Source organism: Methylobacterium sp. WL116 (assembly GCF_008039455.1).
Taxonomy (GTDB): Bacteria; Pseudomonadota; Alphaproteobacteria; order Rhizobiales; family Beijerinckiaceae; genus Methylobacterium.
In genome coordinates, this window is record NZ_VRUV01001157.1 from 1 (window position 1) to 450 (window position 450).

At 73.1% G+C, this 450-nt stretch carries 1 pseudogene; it reads right to left on the minus strand.

Annotated features, from left to right (window positions below):
* Positions 1-81 precede the first annotated feature (81 nt).
* A pseudogene (locus FV223_RS29870) lies at positions 82-450 on the minus strand (XRE family transcriptional regulator); the annotation flags it as partial.

Here is a 450-nt window from a genome sequence, read left to right on the forward strand (position 1 = left end):
GGCGCGCCTTGCGGCCCTGGTCGAGGTGTGTGAGAAGTTCGGCCGTACGGCGCGCGAGGCCGCGACCTACAATCTCGATCGCCGGCCCGGCGCATGGCTGACGATGAGGAACAGCGCGCGGGGCGGGGGCTCCTCCAGCATCTTCAGCAGCGCGTTGGCGCCGTTGGCGTTCAGGTCCTCGGCGCTGTCGACGATGCAGATGCGGTAGCCGGCATTGCCCGCGGTGGAGCCGAACAGCTCGAGCGCCTTGCGCACCGCGTCGACCGGGATCCTGGTCGGCAGCGTCTTCGCGGTCGGCACCCGGTGGCGGCGCAGGGCCACGAGGTTCGGGTGCGAGAGCGCCGCGATCTTGGCCGTCACGGGATCGCCCGCGGCGATGTCGAGGCCGGGCGCGCGCGAGACCCTGTCGGGGTCGGCGAGCAGGCGGCGGGCGACGCGGTAGGCCAGGGT